The organism is Pseudomonas sp. GL-B-19 (genome assembly GCF_019956415.1).
Lineage (GTDB): Bacteria > Pseudomonadota > Gammaproteobacteria > Pseudomonadales > Pseudomonadaceae > Aquipseudomonas.
The window spans coordinates 61,826-81,432 of the sequence record NZ_JAHBDK010000028.1; the positions used below are offsets into that span (position 1 = coordinate 61,826).

Annotated in this window: 13 protein-coding genes; 11 read left to right on the forward strand and 2 right to left on the reverse strand. The window is 60.2% G+C overall.

Annotation, left to right across the window (positions count from 1 at the left end; all coding sequences use genetic code 11):
- Positions 1–396: 396 nt before the first annotated feature.
- The gene (locus KGB06_RS12010) at positions 397–1,773 is read right to left on the reverse strand and encodes an L-serine ammonia-lyase (RefSeq protein ID WP_223515865.1); all 1,377 of its coding nucleotides are present in this window, start codon (positions 1,771–1,773) and stop codon (positions 397–399) included.
- Positions 1,774–2,209: 436 nt separating this feature from the next.
- On the opposite strand from KGB06_RS12010, the gene KGB06_RS12015 reads away from it, so the two are divergent.
- From KGB06_RS12015 to choV, 3 genes are all read left to right on the forward strand, one after another.
- A complete protein-coding gene (locus KGB06_RS12015; RefSeq protein WP_223515868.1) occupies positions 2,210–3,157 on the forward strand; it encodes a choline ABC transporter substrate-binding protein in 948 nt (315 codons plus the stop codon).
- A 67-nt stretch (positions 3,158–3,224) separates the two neighbouring features.
- Entirely contained in the window at positions 3,225–4,070 is an 846-nt protein-coding gene (choW, locus tag KGB06_RS12020; RefSeq protein ID WP_223515871.1) for a choline ABC transporter permease subunit, read from the forward strand.
- Positions 4,067–5,245: a choline ABC transporter ATP-binding protein gene (gene choV / locus KGB06_RS12025; RefSeq protein WP_223515874.1), complete on the forward strand. Its 1,179-nt coding sequence runs from the start codon at positions 4,067–4,069 to the stop codon at positions 5,243–5,245. Before choW ends, choV begins: the two co-directional genes overlap by 4 nt.
- Positions 5,246–5,641: 396 nt before the next feature.
- On the opposite strand, the gene KGB06_RS12030 is transcribed toward choV, so the two are convergent.
- A complete protein-coding gene (locus KGB06_RS12030) occupies positions 5,642–7,591 on the reverse strand; it encodes a BCCT family transporter (RefSeq protein ID WP_223515897.1) in 1,950 nt (649 codons plus the stop codon).
- Positions 7,592–7,970: 379 nt separating this feature from the next.
- Here KGB06_RS12030 and betI point away from each other — a divergent pair, with 379 nt between their 5' ends.
- The 8 genes from betI to KGB06_RS12070 all read left to right on the forward strand — a co-directional run bounded on the left by betI (position 7,971) and on the right by KGB06_RS12070 (position 19,449).
- Positions 7,971–8,564, forward strand: coding sequence for a transcriptional regulator BetI (gene betI, locus KGB06_RS12035; protein WP_223515876.1), 594 nt, complete (start codon positions 7,971–7,973; stop codon positions 8,562–8,564).
- A gap of 107 nt (positions 8,565–8,671) precedes the next feature.
- Positions 8,672–10,144, forward strand: coding sequence for a betaine-aldehyde dehydrogenase (betB, locus tag KGB06_RS12040; protein WP_223515879.1), 1,473 nt, complete (start codon positions 8,672–8,674; stop codon positions 10,142–10,144).
- A gap of 156 nt (positions 10,145–10,300) precedes the next feature.
- Positions 10,301–12,004, forward strand: a complete 1,704-nt coding sequence (betA, locus tag KGB06_RS12045) for a choline dehydrogenase (RefSeq protein WP_223515881.1) — start codon at positions 10,301–10,303, stop codon at positions 12,002–12,004.
- Between the two features lie 278 nt (positions 12,005–12,282).
- The gene (locus KGB06_RS12050) at positions 12,283–13,725 is read left to right on the forward strand and encodes a TldD/PmbA family protein (protein WP_223515883.1); all 1,443 of its coding nucleotides are present in this window, start codon (positions 12,283–12,285) and stop codon (positions 13,723–13,725) included.
- Positions 13,725–15,062 carry a TldD/PmbA family protein gene (locus KGB06_RS12055; protein WP_223515886.1) on the forward strand — a complete coding sequence of 446 codons (1,338 nt, stop codon included), beginning with the start codon at positions 13,725–13,727 and terminating at the stop codon, positions 15,060–15,062. The genes KGB06_RS12050 and KGB06_RS12055 overlap by 1 nt, the downstream gene beginning before the upstream one ends.
- A gap of 212 nt (positions 15,063–15,274) precedes the next feature.
- Complete coding sequence (mdtD, locus tag KGB06_RS12060; protein WP_223515889.1) at positions 15,275–16,702, forward strand: multidrug transporter subunit MdtD; 1,428 nt, start codon at positions 15,275–15,277, stop codon at positions 16,700–16,702.
- Positions 16,703–16,807: 105 nt separating this feature from the next.
- Complete coding sequence (dbpA, locus tag KGB06_RS12065) at positions 16,808–18,145, forward strand: ATP-dependent RNA helicase DbpA (RefSeq protein WP_263288251.1); 1,338 nt, start codon at positions 16,808–16,810, stop codon at positions 18,143–18,145.
- A 125-nt stretch (positions 18,146–18,270) separates the two neighbouring features.
- Positions 18,271–19,449: an NAD(P)/FAD-dependent oxidoreductase gene (locus tag KGB06_RS12070; RefSeq protein ID WP_223515894.1), complete on the forward strand. Its 1,179-nt coding sequence runs from the start codon at positions 18,271–18,273 to the stop codon at positions 19,447–19,449.
- Positions 19,450–19,607 lie beyond the last annotated feature (158 nt).

Sequence of the window (19,607 nt, forward strand, 5' to 3'; positions counted from 1 at the left end):
AACGACGTCGGAATGTGTCTGGATATGACGCGCGTGGAGTAGGGGATAAAAGTGCCATCAGGCAGAGCAAGTGCCCTGTCCTGCTGGTGGTGAGCAAATCGGTAGCACTTGTGGGAACAGGGCTGTGAGGTGCCTGGAAAGTGTGTCACCGCAGGCACGGGTGACGGGTGGTCGAAGCTTAGTTGGATCCCTGATCTCGGGAAAGGCGCTTATCTGTAAGCGACGCGCCAAAAGGTGGCGCGTTTGGGATCAGGTGTTCACTTAGCGCGCAGTTTTGACTGGTCTGGCGCTATCGCGAGCAAGCTTTGCTCCTACAGAAGCCGGGCGTGCCGACTTTTGGTGATCGGCAACAAACCTGTAGGAGCAAAGCTTGCTCGCGATTGGATCAACTCGGTCTCAGCACTCCACCGCGCTAACCGCCAACCCACCGCGCGAAGTCTCTTTATATTTGTCATGCATATCGGCGCCGGTATCGCGCATGGTGCGGATCACCCGGTCCAGCGAGATAAAGTGCTGACCATCCCCACGCAGCGCCATTTGCGCCGCGTTGATCGCTTTCACCGCCGCAATCGCGTTGCGCTCAATGCATGGCACTTGTACCAGACCGCCCACCGGGTCGCAGGTCAGGCCGAGGTTGTGTTCCAAGCCGATTTCGGCGGCGTTGCACAGCTGTTCCGGCGTGGCGCCGAGAATCTCCGCCAACCCCGCCGCCGCCATCGCGCAGGCCGAACCCACTTCGCCCTGGCAACCGACTTCGGCACCGGAGATCGAAGCGTTCTTTTTGCACAGAATCCCCACGGCTGCGGCGCTGAGGAAATAGTCGACGACATTGGCATCTGTCACCGATTCGCTGAACTTCATAAAGTAGTGCAGCACCGCCGGAATGATCCCCGCCGCGCCGTTGGTCGGCGCTGTCACCATTCGCCCGCCAGCGGCGTTTTCTTCGTTGACCGCCAGCGCGAACAGGTTGACCCACTCCATGGCGCTCAAGGTCGAGCCGATCACGTTCGGCTTGCCCAGCTCCTGCAAGCTGCGGTGCAACTTCGCCGCGCGACGACGCACATTCAAACCGCCGGGCAAGATGCCTTCGTGCTTGAGGCCCTGGTCGACGCAATCCTGCATGGCGCGCCAAAGCTTCATCAGGCCGGCGCGGATTTCTTCCTCACTGCGCCAGACCTTCTCGTTGGCCATCATTAACTCAGCCACGCGCAGGTTGTGCTTCTGGCAAAGGCTCAGCAACTCGACGGCGCTGGAGAAATCGTACGGCAACACGGTGCGATCCAGATCGACCACACCGCTGGACGCCTGGGCTTCATCCACGACAAAACCGCCGCCGACGGAATAGTAGGTGTCGCGATGCAGTTCGCCGTGATCGCCTTCGACGATCAGGGTCATGGCATTGGGGTGGAAAGGCAGGTTTTCGTCGATCAAGCGCATGTCCCGCGCCCAGATGAAGGGCACCGACAAGCGACCGTCGAGGAGCAACGTGCGGGTTTCGCGCAGGGTTTCGATACGGATGCCGATTTGCGACGGGTCGATCGCGTCCGGCCACTCGCCCATCAAGCCCATGATCACCGCGTTGTCGCTGCCGTGACCGATGCCGGTGGCCGACAACGAACCGTACAGTTGAACTTCGACGCGACACACTTGCTCCAGCAAATGCTTCTCCCGCAGCGACTCAACAAACAATGCGGCGGCCCGCATAGGCCCCACGGTGTGTGAACTGGAAGGGCCGATGCCGATTTTGAACAGGTCGAAAACACTGATAGCCATTACTGCCGAACTCCTGGATGTGCCGACTCCAGACGCAAAAAGCGCCCAGTGGCGGAGCTGCTACGCTCAAGCTGCAATCCGCCGAGATGGCCGCATCATCAGGCTTTTGTCATGTCGTTCGACGTCTCACACCGACGCACTCATGCCCACTAACGCCGCAGGGCGGCAACGCAATGTTTTCGCCGTTTTTTAGCGGATCAGAGGGAGAAAGAGGGCTGAAAAAAGCTGTAAACGACGTCACCGACACTAGATGCGACCCTCCCTGTACTGGTTACGACGCACCCTGTAGGCGTCAGATTTTCACTGGTACATGATCGTATCGACTCGATTGCAAGGCGCCGTGGTAGAGATGTCTCCAAAACGCCATCCAACCGCAACCTATAAGTGCGGTGGTCCAGTCGGAACACTGCCAAAAAAAACACCAAGGAGTCCATCCATGAAAGGTTCCCCGTCGTTGTTGTTGGCCGCCATGCTGAGTCTGCCGTTACTGGCTCAAGCTGCTGAACCCGCCCAGTGCAGCACCGTAAACTTCTCCGATGTCGGCTGGACCGACATTACCGCGACAACCGCCACCACCAGCGTCGTGCTCAACGCCCTCGGCTACAAGACCAAAACCACGATGATTTCCGTGCCGGTGACCTACAAGTCCCTCGCTGATGGCAAGAACATGGACATCTTCCTGGGGAACTGGATGCCGACCATGGAAAACGACATCAAGGCCTACCGCGATGCCGGCACCGTCGACGTTGTGCGCACCAACCTGACAGGCGCCAAGTACACCCTCGCCGTGCCGCAAGCGCTGTACGACAAAGGGCTGCATGACTTCGCCGACATCCCAAAATTCAAGAAAGAACTCGACGGCAAAATTTACGGCATCGAGCCAGGAAACGACGGCAATCGCCTGATCCAGAGTATGATCGACAAGAACGCCTTCGGCCTTAAAGACGCTGGTTTCAAAGTGGTCGAGTCCAGCGAAGCCGGCATGTTGTCGCAGGTCGATCGCGCGCAGAAGCGCGACACCGCCGTGGTCTTCCTCGGCTGGGCACCACACCCGATGAACAAGCGCTTCAAGATTCAATACCTGACCGGTGGTGACGAGTTTTTCGGCCCGGACTTCGGCGCCGCCACCGTGGCAACCAACACCCGCAAGGGTTACACCCAGGAATGCAGCAACGTCGGCCAACTGCTGAAGAACCTGGAATTTACCGTCGACATGGAAAGCGCTCTGATGGGCAACATCCTGGACGACAAGATGAAGCCTGACGCGGCCGCCAAGGCCTGGCTGAAAAGTAATCCACAGGTCCTCGATACCTGGCTCGCTGGCGTGACCACCATTGACGGTAAACCTGGCCTGGAGGCCGTGAAAGCCAAGCTCGCGCAGTAAATCGCTTACGCCGGGCGGCTTCGGCCGTCCGGGCTGTTTATTTCCTTGCATGCGGACGTTCACTACCATGCTGATTGATCAGAAAATCCCTTTAGGCCAGTACATCGCGGGCTTCGTTGAATGGTTGACGCAACACGGCGCCAGCACCTTCGACGCAATCGCCATGACACTGGAAACGATGATCCACGGCGTGACTTTTGCGCTGACCTGGTTCAACCCGCTGGCATTGATCGGCCTCATCGCGCTACTGGCACACTTTATTCAACGCAAATGGGGACTGACGGTTTTCGTCATCGCCTCCTTCCTGCTGATCCTCAACCTGGGGTACTGGCAGGAAACCATGGAAACCCTCGCCCAGGTGCTGTTCGCCACCCTGGTCTGCGTGGTCATCGGCGTGCCGTTGGGCATTGTCGCCGCGCACAAACCGATGTTCTACACACTGATGCGCCCGGTGCTCGATCTGATGCAGACCGTGCCGACCTTCGTGTACCTCATTCCTACCCTGACCCTATTCGGGCTGGGTGTGGTCCCGGGCTTGATCTCGACGGTGGTGTTCGCGATTGCCGCGCCTATCCGCCTGACCTACCTGGGCATTCGCGATGTTCCACAGGAACTGATGGACGCCGGCAAAGCCTTCGGCTGCTCGCGCCGTCAACTGCTCTCACGGATTGAACTGCCCCACGCCATGCCAAGCATCGCGGCCGGCATCACCCAGTGCATCATGCTGTCGCTGTCGATGGTGGTGATTGCGGCACTGGTGGGCGCCGACGGCCTGGGCAAACCCGTGGTCAACGCACTGAACACTGCTGATATCGCCCTGGGCTTTGAAGCGGGCCTGGCGATCGTATTGCTGGCGATCATGCTCGACCGTATCTGCAAACAACCCGACGCTAAAGTAGGGGGTGACGCATGAGCATTATTCGCTTCGAAGACGTCGACGTAATCTTCTCCAAAGACCCGCGAGAGGCCCTCAAGCTTCTCGATCAGGGCATGACCCGCGACCAGATCCTGAAAAAGACCGGGCAGATTGTCGGCGTTGAAAAGGCCAGCCTGGACATCGAAAAAGGTGAAATCTGCGTACTGATGGGCCTGTCCGGCTCGGGCAAGTCCAGCCTGCTGCGCTGCATCAACGGCCTCAACACTGTCAGCCGCGGCAAGTTGTTCGTCGAGCACGAAGGCAAGCAGATCGACATTGCCTCGTGCACCCCGGCAGAACTGAAAATGATGCGCACCAAGCGCATTGCGATGGTGTTCCAGAAGTTCGCCCTGATGCCTTGGCTGACAGTGCGCGAGAACATCAGTTTCGGTCTGGAAATGCAGGGTCGCCCGGAAAAAGAACGGCGCAAACTGGTGGACGACAAGCTGGAACTGGTGGGCTTGGCCCAGTGGCGCAACAAGAAACCCGATGAACTCTCAGGCGGTATGCAGCAACGTGTGGGCCTGGCCCGCGCGCTGGCGATGGATGCCGACATTCTGCTGATGGACGAACCGTTTTCGGCACTCGACCCGCTGATCCGCCAAGGCCTGCAAGACGAACTGCTGGAGCTGCAACGCAAGTTGCACAAGACCATCGTGTTCGTGAGCCACGACCTTGATGAAGCGCTGAAACTCGGCAGCCGTATCGCGATCATGAAAGACGGCCGGATCATCCAGTACAGCAAGCCAGAAGAGATCGTACTGAACCCGGCGGACGATTACGTGCGCACGTTCGTGGCCCACACCAATCCGCTGAACGTGTTGTGCGGCCGCAGCCTGATGCGCACGCTGGACAACTGCAAGCGCATCAACGGTTCGGTCTGTCTCGATCCGGGCGGCGATTCGTGGCTGGACCTGGCCGAAGGCAACACCATCAAAGGCGCCCGCCAGAACGGCGCGAGCCTGGACCTGCAGAACTGGATCCCTGGGCAAGCGGTTGAAGGCCTGGGGCGTCGGCCGACACTGGTGGACTCGAACATCGGCATGCGTGATGCGCTGCAGATTCGTTATCAGACCGGCAATAAACTGGTACTGCACGACAATCACAAAGTGGTCGGGATTCTGGGTGACAGCGAGCTGTATCACGCACTGCTCGGCAAGAACCTGGGATAAGGAAGCAGACACAAAAACGCCGCGAGAGAATCGCGGCGTTTTTGTTTGAACAGGTTATTTGTAACGACGCTATCCCTGTAGGAGCCGGCTTGCCGGCGAAGGCGGCGCATCAGGCACACCGCGGTGGGGCATTCGCTGGCAAGCCAGCTCCTACAAAGGCCAGCGAGACTCTGTGGGAGCTGGCTTGCCGGCGAAGGCGGCGCATCAGATACACCGCGGTGGGGCATTCGCTGGCAAGCCAGCTCCTACAAAGGCCAGGTGGTGTTTCCGAGACTCTGTAGGAGCCGGCTTGCCGGCGAAGGCGGCGCATCAGATACACCGCGGTGGGGCATTCGCTGGCAAGCCAGCTCTTACAAAAGCGCTGCGGTGGGTCCAGGCACACCGCAGCGTCATTACTCAGCTGTAAACCCGGCCAAGGAGCTGCCGATGGCTTTCAAACTGATCGAGCACATCACGGGTGATCTGATCCTGGGTGAAGCCCATCAAGTCGTAATCCTGGCTGCCGTTGTGCAGGTACACCTCGGCGCGGTAGTAGCGCGCACGCGGTTCATCAGCACTTTCAGCCGACGCCGTGTCGCTCGCCGCAGCCAGATAGCCATCCAGGCTCACTTCGTAGACAAAAGGGTTGCCCTCTTCCATCTCGATCCGCACGCCCATGCAACGCTTGGACTTGCCCAACAGCGTCTGCACATCCAGACCCTGACCGCGCAATTGCAGCGCCGCGTCTTCCAGCGCCGGGCTGACTTGCTTGTCCATGAAACGCTGAACGATCGACTGGTTCGGCTGCAAGTCCAACTGAGTCAAACGCTCGCTGAAACCACGACGACCGCGTGCAGCCAACTCCGCTTGCTCTTGTTCGATCTGCACGTCCTGGCGCATGGCCTTGTGCAATCCGAACATAAAGAACACCAGCACCACCGAGAACGGCAAACCGGCCAGCACCACCATGGTTTGCATGGCTTCGAAGTTACCGGCGAACAGCAGGCCGATGGTCACCAGCGTGATCACAGCCGACCAGAAGATCCGCAGCCAGTGCGGCGCATCCTCGTCGACGGTGCCACCCTTGCACGAAAGGTTGGCCATCATCACCGCACCGGAATCCGCCGGGGTCAGGAACAGCACGAAACCGACAAAGATCGACACGCCGATCACCACTTTCGATGCCGGGTAATGCTCCAGCAACTGGTAGATCGCCATGGACGGCTGTTCGAGCGCCGTCTTCCCGAGCTCCACCGCCCCATGGTTCATCACCAGGTCCAGGGCCGAGTTACCGAAGATCGACAGCCACGCCAGGGTAAAGCCCAGCGGGATCAGCAGCACACCGGCGACCAGTTCACGCACCGTGCGACCACGGGAAATACGCGCGATGAACATACCCACGAATGGCGCCCAGGAAATCCACCATGCCCAGTAGAACAGTGTCCACAGGCCCAACCAGCGGTCGGACTTCTCACTGTCGCCTTCGTACACGTAGAGGTCGAAGGTTTTCAGGACCACGCCGTTCAGGTAGTCACCAATGTTCTGCACGAAGCCGTTGAGCAGGTGCAGGGTCGGGCCGAACAGCAGCACGAAAATCAGCAAACCGCTGAACAGCACGATGTTCAGGTTGGACAGACGGCGGATACCGTTTTCCACACCGGACACAGCGGCGATGGTCGCCACGGTGCTCATCACGATGATCACGATCAGCAGGTTGGTGTTGCTGTGTTCCATGCCGAACAGGTTTTCGAGGCCCGAGGACACTTGCAACGAACCAATCCCCAGGTTCGTCACCAGACCCAGCAGGGTCACGAACATGCCAAAGCCGTCCACCGCATGACCGGCCGCGCCTTTGACCCAACGCTCGCCCACCAGCGGATACAACGCCGAACGCAACGCCAGCGGCTGGTTGTGACGGTAAGCAAAGTAAGCCACGGCCAGACCGACCAATGCGTAAATCGCCCAGCCATGCAGGCCCCAGTGCAGGAACGTCAGCTGAACGGCCTGACGCGCCGCCATGTTGCTGGCGGCCACGCCTTCCGGCGGGTTGAAGTAGTGATCCAGCGGCTCGGAAGCACCAAAGTACAACAGCGAAATGCCGATACCCGAGGAGAACAACATCCCCGCCCAGGCGCCGTAGCTGAAGTCCGGGGTGTCGTCCTTGCTGCCCAGTTTCAGTTTGCCGTAGGAAGAAAACGCCAAGCCCACCACGAACACCAGGTAAGCGGCGATCACCACCATGTAATACCAGCCGAAGCTGCGGGACAACCAGGCCTGAGCAATACCGAGCAATCTGCCGGCCTCTTGCGGGGCGATGATCAGAATGGCGGTCAACAGCAGGATCAGCGCGGTAGAGGTGTAGAACACCCAACCGTTGACCGTCACCTTATCGGGTGGGGTCTTTATAAGAGAGGCAGAACTCATGGCACAGATGCTCCAGCAAGTGCGAGAGAAGAACACAAGGCAACGCGATACCCGACCAATCGATTAGTTGGCAGCCGACCGGCGGGTGATATAAAGACACCCCGAAAAAAGCCCGAAACCCCAAGAGCGCCAGTGCGCGTAGGTTTCGAGCATTTTCGAATGTCGTTTTTTCGCCAACTACACGTAGGAAAAAACGCAGGTAGCGACGATTTGTCGCAGATCTTATTCTTTGTTGATTGAACGTTCAATCAAAACAAAATAGACTGGCCCTCAACCCGGTAGCCGTTTGACGTCCACCGGAAGGCCTAAGGAGATGTGCAAGATGCCCAAGGTCGGTATGCAACCCATCCGCCGCCAGCAACTGATCGAAGCCACATTGCTGGCCGTCGACCAGGTCGGCATGGGGGACGCCAGCATTGCGCTGATCGCCCGTTTGGCCGGTGTCTCGAATGGCATCATCAGTCACTACTTTCAGGACAAGAATGGCCTGATTGCCGCCACCATGGGGTACCTGATGACTGTCCTCAGCGAGAACGTCACCGCGCGCCGTTTGGCGCTGACAGATGACAGCCCGCGGGCGCATCTGCAGGTGATCATCGAAGGCAACTTCGACGCCAGCCAGGTCAATGGTCCGGCAATGAAAACCTGGCTGGCCTTCTGGGCCACCAGCATGCACCAGCCGTCTTTGCACAGGTTGCAGCGGATCAACGATCACCGTCTGTATTCCAACCTGTGCTGCCAGTTTCGCCGTGTATTGCCGCGCGATGATGCGCGCAGTGCAGCCCGTGGCCTGGCAGCCCTCATTGACGGTTTGTGGTTGCGCGGCGCGCTGTCGGGAGACGCTTTCGACACCGGGCAGGCGCAACAGATCGCTTACGAATACATGGATATCCAACTGGCCAAGCGGGTGAGTTAGAGCACACATAAACGCTCAACCCCCGAACCGCCACTGACCAGCGTCGCCAATGCTTCACGGCACGCCCAGTGGTCAACGCCAACCACTTATGCACTTGCGAGGACACTATGGCCCGTTTCGAACTGCAAAAACTCTACATCGATGGCGGTTACTCTGATGCCAGCAGCGACGCCACTTTCGAAGCCATCAACCCGGCTAACGGTGAAGTCCTCGCAAAAGTACAGCGTGCGACCAAGGAAGACGTTGAGCGCGCTGTCGTCAGTGCCGAAAAGGGCCAGAAAATCTGGGCTGCAATGACCGCCATGGAGCGTTCGCGCATCCTGCGTCGCGCCGTCGACATCCTGCGCGAGCGCAACGATGAACTGGCCGCCCTGGAAACCCTGGACACCGGCAAGTCGTACTCCGAAACCCGCTACGTCGACATCGTTACTGGTGCTGACGTGCTGGAATACTACGCAGGCCTGGTACCGGCCATCGAAGGTGAGCAGATTCCGTTGCGCACCACGTCGTTCGTCTACACCCGTCGCGAGCCGCTGGGCGTCGTGGCCGGTATCGGCGCGTGGAACTACCCGATCCAGATCGCGCTGTGGAAATCCGCACCTGCCCTGGCGGCCGGTAACGCGATGATCTTCAAGCCAAGCGAAGTCACTTCCCTGACGACCCTGAAACTGGCCGAGATCTACACCGAAGCAGGCTTGCCAGCCGGCGTGTTCAACGTACTGACCGGCAGCGGCCGTGAAGTCGGCACTTGGTTGACCGAACACCCACGCATCGAAAAAATCTCCTTCACCGGCGGCACCGACACCGGCAAGAAGGTCATGGCCAGCGCTTCTGCCTCGTCGCTGAAAGACGTGACCATGGAACTGGGCGGCAAATCCCCGCTGATCATTTTCGACGACGCCGACCTCGATCGCGCCGCCGACACCGCGATGATGGCCAACTTCTACAGCTCCGGTCAGGTCTGCACCAACGGCACTCGCGTGTTCGTACCGAGCCACCTGAAAGCCGCTTTCGAAGCCAAGATCGTTGAACGCGTTGCGCGCATCCGCGTTGGCAATCCGGAAGACGAGAACACCAACTTCGGTCCTCTGGTCAGCTTCGCCCACATGGAAAGCGTGCTGGGCTACATCGCCAAAGGTAAGGAAGAAGGCGCTCGCGTGCTGTGCGGCGGCGGTCGTATGACTGACGGCGAATTCGCCAAAGGCGCGTTCGTGGCCCCGACCGTGTTCACCGACTGCACTGACGAGATGACCATCGTTCGCGAAGAAATCTTTGGCCCGGTTATGGCAATCCTGACCTACGAAACCGAAGAAGAAGTGATCCGTCGTGCCAACGACACCGACTTCGGCCTGGCCGCTGGCGTCGTCACCAAAGACCTGAACCGCGCTCACCGCGTGATTCATCAACTGGAAGCCGGTATCTGCTGGATCAACGCCTGGGGCGAGTCCGACGCGAAGATGCCGGTCGGCGGTTACAAGCAGTCGGGCGTGGGTCGTGAAAACGGCATCAGCTCGCTGAACAACTTCACCCGCATCAAATCGGTACAGGTCGAACTGGGCGATTACGCCTCGGTGTTCTAAGGCGCACCCGAAAACCCTGTAGCAGCTGCCGAGGCACGAGGCTGCGTTGCGCGTCCGCAGGACCGCCCTCAAAGGGGTCGCTGCGCAACCCAACGCAGCCTCGTGCCTCGGCAGCTGCTACAGGTGACCTGACCAACTTCAAAGAGGGTGCATTCAATGTCCCAAGAATTCGATTACATCATCATCGGTGCCGGCTCGGCCGGTAACACCCTGGCGACCCGTCTGACTGAAGACGAAGGCGTCACCGTCCTGCTGCTCGAAGCTGGCGGCCCGGACTACCGTTTCGACTTCCGCACACAGATGCCGGCGGCCCTGGCGTTCCCGCTGCAAGGCCGTCGCTACAACTGGGCCTACGAAACCGATCCAGAGCCACACATGGACGGTCGCCGGATGGAATGCGGTCGCGGCAAGGGCCTGGGCGGCTCTTCGCTGATCAACGGCATGTGCTACATCCGTGGCAACGCGATGGATTACGACAACTGGGCCAAGCTGCCAGGTCTGGAAGACTGGGATTACCTGAACTGCCTGCCGTACTTCCGCAAAGCCGAAACCCGTGACATCGGCCCGAACGACTACCACGGTGGCGACGGTCCGGTCAGCGTGACCACGCCGAAAGCTGGCAACAACCCGCTGTTCCACGCCATGGTTGAAGCTGGCGTGCAAGCCGGTTACCCACGCACCGAAGACCTCAACGGTTACCAACAAGAAGGCTTCGGCCCGATGGACCGTACCGTGACGCCGAAGGGCCGTCGCGCCAGCACCGCTCGCGGTTACCTGGACGTCGCCAAGAAGCGGTCGACCCTGACCATCGTCACCCACGCCCTGACCGACAAGATCCTGTTTGAAGGCAAGCGTGCGGTCGGCGTGCGTTACCTGATCGGCGCCGCTGAAGAGCGCGTTGAAGTCCGCGCCCGCAAAGAAGTGCTGCTGTGCTCCGGCGCCATCGCGTCGCCGCAGATCCTGCAACGCTCCGGTGTCGGCCCGGCCGAACTGCTGAACAAGCTCGACATCCCGGTGGTCCACGACCTGCCAGGCGTCGGCGAAAACCTGCAGGATCACCTTGAGCTGTACCTGCAATACGCCTGCACCCAACCGGTCTCGCTGTACCCGTCGCTGCTTTGGTACAACCAGCCAGCCATCGGTGCCGAATGGCTGTTCAACGGCACCGGCATCGGCGCCAGCAACCAGTTCGAAGCCGGCGGTTTCATCCGTACCCGTCCGGAATTCGATTGGCCGAACATCCAGTACCACTTCCTGCCGGTCGCGATTAACTACAACGGCAGCAACGGTGTGAAAGAGCACGGCTTCCAGGCGCACATGGGCTCCATGCGTTCGCCAAGCCGTGGTCGCATTCAAGCCAAGTCGAAAGACCCGCGCGAGTACCCGAGCATCCTGTTCAATTACATGGCCACCGAGCAGGACTGGCAGGAATTCCGGGACGGCATCCGCCTGACCCGTGAAATCATGCAGCAACCTGCGCTGGACGCTTTCCGTGGCCGCGAAATCAGCCCGGGCATCGACGTGCAAACCGATGAGCAACTCGACAAGTTCATCCGCGAACACGCCGAAACCGCGTTCCACCCGTCCTGCTCGTGCAAGATGGGCACCGACGAGATGGCGGTGGTCGATGGCGAAGGTCGTGTGCATGGCATGCAAGGTCTGCGTGTGGTCGATGCCTCGATCATGCCGATCATCACCACCGGCAACCTGAACGCGCCAACGATCATGATCGCCGAGAAAATCGCCGACAAGATTCGTGGCCGCCAGCCGCTGCCGCGCAGCAAGGCTGCCTACTTCGTGGCCGGTGATGCACCGGTGCGGGGCAAGCCGTTGCGGGAAGTGAGCGCTACTGCTCAGTAAGACCGTTACACCGAGGTGCGCCCATCGCGAGCAAGCTCAGCTCCTACAGTTCGAGGTTGAATCACATTTTGTGATCCCCCCAATCCCGTAGGAGCCGAGCTTGCTCGCGATGAGGCCCGACCAGACAACACATCTCTACCAGGCACCCCCTGGCGATCTCTCCTACACCGTTCCAAACTTGATCCTACCCCCGCGCAGGCCTAATCTAGCGCCACGCAAACGTTTCACTCCCCTCGCAGTACCGCTACACCGCCACTCCATTCCAAGGAGGTTCCCGAATGTTCGATTTCCACCCCCAGCTCAAGCAGCGCTTCGCTGCCTTGCGCACGGGCGCTGAATTCTTTTCGCTGCGTTATGTGCGCGAGTCCGGCCAGTACCTGTCGGTGCGCAAGAACGTCGCCGAACCTCCAAGCCTGAGCCGTGACGAAGGCGCGATGCTGACTGTGCGCGTCAACGGCGTCGAAGCCTACGCCGCGACCAACGACCTGTCGCAACAAGGCCTGCAATCAGCGCTGGACCGTGCCGAGCAACAAGCCCGCCGACTCAAGCCCCACGCGCTACTCGACCTGCGCGACCAACCCGTCTCCAGCGACCGCGCCGACTATTTTTCGCCCAACCTCGACCAGCCCTTCCCGTCCCTGAGCGATTGCTACCAACTGCTCGGTGCCGAATCCGCGTCCGTGCCCAAGGACGAGCGATTGGTGAACTGGCAGGTCAGCATCGGCATCACTAATGTGGAGCAGATCTACCTCAACAGCGCCGGCGCTGAACTGCGCCAGGCCCAACGTTTCGTCTATCCGGGCCTCGACGTCACCGCCTACGACGGTAACGATAGCCAGACCCGTAGCCTCGGTCGCGAGAACTTCGGCCAGCAGGGCGGCGCCGATGTGATCAGCCGTTGCGGCCTGATCGGTGCCGGCCCGCAAGTCGCCGATCAGGCGTTGCAATTGCTGCTCGCGCCGAACACCCCGCAAGGCCCGCGCGACCTGCTATTGATGCCCGATCAGATGATGCTGCAAATTCACGAATCCATCGGTCACCCGCTGGAACTGGACCGCATCTTGGGCGATGAGCGCAATTACGCCGGCACCAGTTTCGTCAAGGCAGAAGACTTCGGCCATCTGCAATACGGCTCGAAACTGCTCAACGTGACGTTCGACCCGGACATCCCCGAACAACTCGCCAGCTACGGCCATGACGACGACGGCACCGCCGCCAGCAAGCAATTTCTGATCAAGGAAGGTTTGCTGCTACGCCCATTGGGCGGCGCGCTGTCGCAATTCCGCGCCGGCATGAACGGGGTCGCCAACAGCCGCGCCTGCGGCTGGAACCGTCCACCGATCGACCGCATGGCCAACCTCAACATCGAGCCCGGCGATCAGCCGCTGGAGCAACTGATCGGCAACATCGAACACGGCATCATGATGTCGACTAACCGTTCGTGGTCCATCGACGATGCACGTAACAAGTTCCAGTTCGGCTGCGAATGGGCGCAGTTGATCGAAAACGGTGAACTCAAAGGCGTGGTGAAAAACCCGAACTACCGGGCGATTTCCGCACAGTTCTGGAAAAGCCTCAGCGCCGTCGGCGACGCCAATACCGTCAAGGTGCTGGGCACACCGAACTGCGGCAAAGGTGAGCCAAACCAGGTGATCCGCGTCGGCCACGCCTCGCCGGCCTGTGTGTTCAGCAACGTTGATGTGTTTGGGGGAGATGCCTGATGAGTACTTCAAAAAGTCAGGCTGAGTCGTTCAAGGTCTTGGTCAACTGGCTGCGCGATGCGATTCGCGAGCCGGAACAGTTCACCCTCAGCTACGCCGCCGAGTCGTCGGCCTTCGTGCGTTTCAACCACGCCAAGGTGCGTCAGGCCGGTCAGGTGCAGCAGGCGAGTGTCGGTTTCAAACTGATCAACGATGGCCGACACGCCGACCTCGACATCACGCTGGCCGGCGACCCGGCAGTGGATGTGCAGCGTCTGGCCGAAGGTCTGCAACAGTTGCGCGACATCCTGCCGTTGCTACCTCAGGATCCGTACTTGCTGCTCAACCACAACGGCTGGCAGAGCAAGAATGTGCAGGAGCATCCGCTGCCGGACACCGAACAAGTGGTCGCTGAAATCACTCAGGCCGCCGAAGGCCTGGACCTGGTGGGCATCTACGCGGCAGGCCCGATCAGTCGGGGGTTCGCCAGTTCCTCGGGCGCGTTTGGCTGGCATCAGGCCAATAGTTTCAACTTCGACTTCAGCCTGTTTCACGAAAACGGCCAAGCGGTGAAAGCCAGCTACGCCGGGCATGACTGGAACAGCGAAGGGTTTGCCAAGCGATTCGCTCTGGCACGCGAGCAATTGGCGTTTCTCGGTCGGCCATTGCGCACCTTGGCACCGGGTCAGTACCGCGCCTACCTCGCACCGGCGGCACTCGAAGAAATCATGGGCATGCTCTGCTGGGGCGGGTTTTCGGCGCAGTCGATCGCCAGCAAAACCAGCCCACTGCAAAAGCTTTACGCGGGGGACAGTGCGTTCAGCCCGCAGGTGTCCATTGATGAAAAGGTCAGTGGCTCGTTGAGCCCGGCATTCTCCGGCGAAGGGTATCCACGCAGCGATCTGGGGTTGATCGTCGAAGGCCAGGCCGGCGCGCAAATGGTCAGTTCACGCAGCGCGGCCGAATACGGCTTGACCGCCAACGGGGCGGGTGGCGGTGAGATGCCGAGCGCATTGAACATGGCGGCCGGGAAGTTGCCTGAAGCCGAGATCCTCAAGCAACTGGGCACCGGTTTGTACATCAGCAACCTCTGGTACTTGAACTACTCCGACCAACCGGGGGCACGCATGACCGGCATGACGCGGTTTGCCACGTTCTGGGTCGAGAACGGCGAGATTCAGGCGCCGGTCAGCACCATGCGCTTTGATGACAGTGCCTACAGCTTGCTGGGTTCGCAGTTGGAGGCGTTGACCGACGAGCGGGAATTGTTGCTGTCGGCGAGTACCTACAGTCAGCGAGCGACTGCTTCGGCGTTGCTACCGGGCGCACTGGTCAGCCGACTGACCCTGACCTTGTAAACACGCAACACCTGTAGGAGCTGGCTTGCCAGCGAAGGCGATCGTTCAACCGACAATTACGTTGAGTTACAGATCGTTCCCACGCTCCGCGTGGGAATGCAGCCAGGGACGCTCCGCGTCCCTGCCGAAGCGGACGCGGAGCGTCCATTGAGGCATGCCCACGCAGAGCGTGGGAACGATCAAAACGCAGATACTCCCTGACAAGAGGTCCCATGCCCAACCGCCCGCCTCTCGACGCTGTCACCGCCCGTTGGGTGCCGTGGGTCGTCGCCATCGCTTTTTTCATGCAATCGCTCGACGGCACCATCCTAAATACCGCCCTGCCGGCCATGGCCCGGGACCTGGCGGAAGATCCGTTGCGCATGCAGGGCGTGATCATTGCCTACATGCTCACCGTTGCCTTGCTGATCCCCGCCTCCGGCTGGATCGCCGACCGTTTTGGCACCAAGAAAATCTTCTTCGGCGCGATTATTTTGTTCAGCCTCGGCTCGTTGCTCTGCGCCTTGTCGAGCAGCCTTAGCCTGCTGATCGGCGCCCGGGTGATTCAGGGCCTGGGCGGCGCACTGATGTTGCCGGTCGGGCGCCTCGTGGTGCTGCGCGCCTACCCGCGTTCGGAACTGGTGCGGATCATGGGGTTCATCACCATTCCCGGATTGCTCGGTCCCTTGATCGGCCCGACCATGGGCGGCTGGATGGTGCAGTACCTGACCTGGCACTGGATCTTCCTGATCAACCTGCCCGTCGGGTTGGTCGGCTGCTACGCCGTCTGGAAATTCATCCCGGACCTGCGCGGCTCCGAACGCACCCGTTTCGATAGCCTGGGGTTTGTGCTGTTTGGCGCGGCGATGATTCTGATCACCATCGCCATGGAAGGTCTGGGCGAAATGCACCTTCCCCACCTGCGAGTGATGTTGCTGCTATTCGCTGGCATGGCCTGTCTCGCGGCGTACTGGTTGCGCGCCGGGCATATCGACAATCCGTTATTCGCCCCGTCGCTGTTCAAGACCCGGACCTTCGCCGTCGGCATTCTCGGCAACCTGTTCGCCCGCCTCGGCAGCGGCGCACTGCCCTTCCTCGTGCCATTGCTGCTGCAAGTGGCGCTGGGTTACTCACCGTCTCAGGCCGGGATGAGCATGCTCCCGCTGGCTGCGGCGGCGATGATCGCCAAGTGGGTGGCGCGGCCGCTGATCGAGCGTTTGGGCTATCGAATCGTGCTGACCGGCAACACCCTGGCGCTGGGCATCATGCTCGCGAGCATGGGCCTGGTCAGTGAACAGACGCCGTACTGGCTGCTGCTGTGCCTGCTGGCGATTCTCGGGGCGATCAACTCCCTGCAATTTACCGCGATGAACACCGTCACCCTGATCGACCTCGACGATGCCAGCGCCAGCAGCGGCAACAGCCTCTTGTCGGTGGTCGCGCAATTGTCCCTGAGCCTGGGCGTTGCGTGTGCCGGTGCATTGCTCGGCGGTTTTACGGCAGAGATCGGAAACGATGGCGTTGCGACGGTATTGGGCGCGTTTCAACTGACGTTTGTCACAGTCGGAATCATGGCAATGCTGGCCGCAACCATCTTCTCGCAGCTCTCAAAGGAAGACGGACGGCGCGTCAAGCGTCCGGAAGAACACATCGAGCCTTAGGGTGAATGGCCCTGGGACTGATACACTGCGCGACATTTTGTTTTGCAGGCCAGTCCCGTGACCACCATCGCCACCGCTTTTAATACTTTGCCGCTGTCCGCCGCCATGCTGGCTAACCTCGACTCCCTCGGTTATGCCCAGATGACGCCGATCCAGGCGCAAAGCTTGCCGGTGATCCTCAAGGGGATGGACCTGATCGCCCAGGCCAAGACCGGCAGCGGCAAGACCGCCGCCTTCGGTATCGGCTTGCTGAACCCGATCAATCCGCGCTACTTCGGTTGCCAGGCGCTGATCCTGTGCCCAACCCGCGAGCTGGCTGACCAGGTCGCCAAGGAAATCCGTCGCCTGGCCCGTGCCGAAGACAACATCAAGGTCCTGACCCTGTGCGGCGGTGTATCCCTCGGCCCGCAGATCGCTTCGCTGGAGCATGGCGCACACATCATCGTCGGCACGCCGGGGCGCATTCAACAGCACCTGCGCAAAGGTTCGCTGGTACTGCACGGCCTGAACACGCTGATTCTCGACGAAGCTGACCGCATGCTCGACATGGGTTTCTACGATTCCATCGAAGAAATCATCATGCAGGCCCCGGAACGCCGCCAGACACTGCTGTTCTCCGCCACGTACCCGGTGGGCATCAAGCAGCTTGCGTCAAAGTTCATGCGCAACCCGCAGCAAGTGAAGGCCGAGGCGTTCCACGACGACACGCAGATCGAACAGCGCTTCTACGAGATTTCCCCGGAAGAGCGCATGAGCGTCGTGACCAAGGTCCTCGGCCACTTCCGCCCGGCCTCCTGCGTGGCCTTCTGCTACACCAAGCAGCAGGTTCAGGAAACCGTCGACCACCTGACCGCCAAAGGCATCTCCGCCGTCGGTCTGCATGGCGATCTGGAACAGCGTGATCGCGACCAGGTGCTGGCGATGTTCGCCAACCGCAGTACTTCGGTACTGGTGGCCACCGACGTCGCCGCTCGCGGTCTGGACATCGATTCGCTGGACATGGTGATCAACGTCGAACTGGCCCGTGATTCGGAAATCCACATTCACCGTGTCGGCCGTACCGGTCGTGCCGGTGAGAAAGGCCTCGCGATCAGCCTGGTCGCACCGCCCGAAGCGCAGCGCGCCCAAGCCATCGAACACCTGCAGCAGTCGCCGTTGACCTGGGACCTGGTGGACAACCTCACCAATCAGGGCGGCGGTCCGCTACTGCCGCAGATGAGCACCCTGTGCATCGGCGCTGGCCGTAAAGACAAGGTTCGTCCGGGTGACATTCTGGGCGCACTGACTGGCGATGCCGGTATTCCGGGCGCCCAGGTAGGCAAGATCGCAATTTTCGACTTCCAGGCTTTTGTGGCGGTTGAACGCGGGATCGCCAAGCAAGCCTTGCAGCGCCTGAACGACGGCAAGATCAAGGGCCGTTCGCTGCGCGTGCGTATCCTCTGATCTCCCTGTAGGAGCCGGCTTGCCGGCGAAGGCAGCGCACCTGACACACCTCGTTGCCCGATTCGCTGGCAAGCCAGCTCCTACAGGTGATGTACCCGTTTCGAATTTTGTGTGAGGACACCGTTTTGCGCTCTACCGAAGTCGTGATCATTGGCGCTGGCGCCGCAGGGTTGATGTGTGCGCTGACCGCCGCCGGGCGTGGACGCAAGGTGATGTTGCTCGACCATGCGAACAAAGCCGGCAAGAAAATCCTGATGTCGGGCGGTGGCCGCTGCAATTTCACCAACATGTACACCGAACCTGGCAATTTCCTCTCGCAAAACGAACACTTCTGCAAATCTGCACTGGCGCGCTACACCCAGTGGGATTTCATCGGCATGGTCGCCAAACACGGCGTGCCATACCACGAAAAAAAGCTCGGGCAGTTGTTCTGCGATAACAAATCCAGCGACATCCTCGAGATGCTGCTCAACGAGTGCGATCAGGTCGGCGTGAGCCTGCACCTGGACACCTCGATCCAGACCATCGAAAAACTCGAAAGCGGTTTCCTGCTGGACACCACGATGGGCCAGATCACCTGTGATTCTTTGGTGATCGCCACGGGCGGCCTGTCGATCCCGACCTTGGGCGCGACCGGTTTTGGTTATCAGGTCGCCAAACAGTTCGGTCATGAACTGCTGCCGACCCGCGCCGGCCTCGTGCCGTTCACCATCACCGATCAGCTGAAAGAGCTTTGCACCGAGCTGTCCGGAACGTCGGTGGATTGCCTGGTGAGCTGCAACGATCAGGGTTTCCGCGAAAACATCCTGTTCACTCATCGTGGCCTCAGCGGCCCGGCGATTTTGCAGATTTCTTCGTTCTGGGAATCTGGCGACACGGTTGAGATCAACCTGATGCCGGACCACAACGTGCATGAGTGGCTGCAACAGCAGCAGGCCGAACGCCCGAACAGCGAACTGAAAACCCTGCTGGGGGAAATCTTCACCAAGAAGATGGCCAACCTGCTGGCGGACAACTGGTTCGCGTCCAAACCGATGAAGCAGTACACCCACGCCGAAATCGCCGACATCGCCGAAAAACTGGCGAGCTGGAAAGTAGTCCCGGCCGGCACCGAAGGCTACCGCACCGCCGAAGTCACCTTGGGTGGCGTCAACACCAACGAAGTGTCGTCCAAGACCATGGAATCACTGAAAAGCCCTGGTTTGTACTTCATCGGCGAAGTGCTGGATGTCACCGGACACTTGGGCGGCTTCAACTTCCAGTGGGCCTGGGCCTCCGGCTACGCTGCCGCGCAGTACGTCTGATTGACCCAGTACCTGTAATTGGATGGACTCGCCCACGCCGAGGCGTCAATGCGCCACGGTGGCAGTCTAAGAAGCCAACGGCAGCGAGGGCGAGTCCATGAAAAAGAATACGACGCTTAAACAGTCCCTGTCTTCAACCGATGTGTCGGCCTGTACGA